The 573-nt window shown below is 64.0% G+C and carries 1 protein-coding gene; it reads right to left on the bottom strand.

Annotation, left to right across the window (positions count from 1 at the left end; all coding sequences use genetic code 11):
* Positions 1-573 (bottom strand): aspartate-semialdehyde dehydrogenase (locus tag DAI20_RS20000; RefSeq protein WP_108252908.1); only part of this gene is annotated, 573 nt, incomplete at both ends.

Here is a 573-nt window from a genome sequence, read left to right as displayed (position 1 = left end):
GGCACACGCACCGCGGTCGGGTTCACCAGGATGCTGTCGTCGCCGAGGATCTTGCGGGTTTCCCAGATCAGCTTCATCTCTTCCTTGGTGAAGCCGTTGTCCTGGAAGTCGTCGATGTGCGGGATCAGGTTGAAGGCGATCTGCACCGGGAAGCGCTGCGGATCGATTTCCTGGAAGCTCAGCAGCTGGCCGGTCTGCTTGCCCAGTTCCTCGGTAGCCGAACGGCCGCCGCCGGACACCGACTGGTAGGTGGAGACGTTGATGCGCTCGATGCCGTACTTGCGGTGCAGCGGCGCCAACGCCACCAGCATCTGCATGGTCGAGCAGTTCGGGTTGGCGATGATGCCGCGCGGACGGTTGGCGACCTGCTCCGGGTTGACCTCGGACACCACCAGCGGCACGTCATCGTCGTAACGGAAGGCCGAGGAGTTGTCGATCACCACCGCGCCCGCTGCGGCGAACTTCGGTGCGTATTCCTTGGACACGCTGCCGCCAGCCGAGAACAGGGCGATCTCGACACCGGTCGGATCGAAGGTGGCCAGGTCCTGGACCGTGACCTTCTGGCCGTTGAAC

This window comes from Planctomonas deserti (assembly GCF_003067705.1).
Taxonomy (GTDB): Bacteria; Actinomycetota; Actinomycetes; order Actinomycetales; family Microbacteriaceae; genus Planctomonas; species Planctomonas deserti.
The sequence above is the reverse complement of the archived record's forward strand: the minus strand, read 5'-3'. Positions and strand labels throughout refer to the sequence as shown.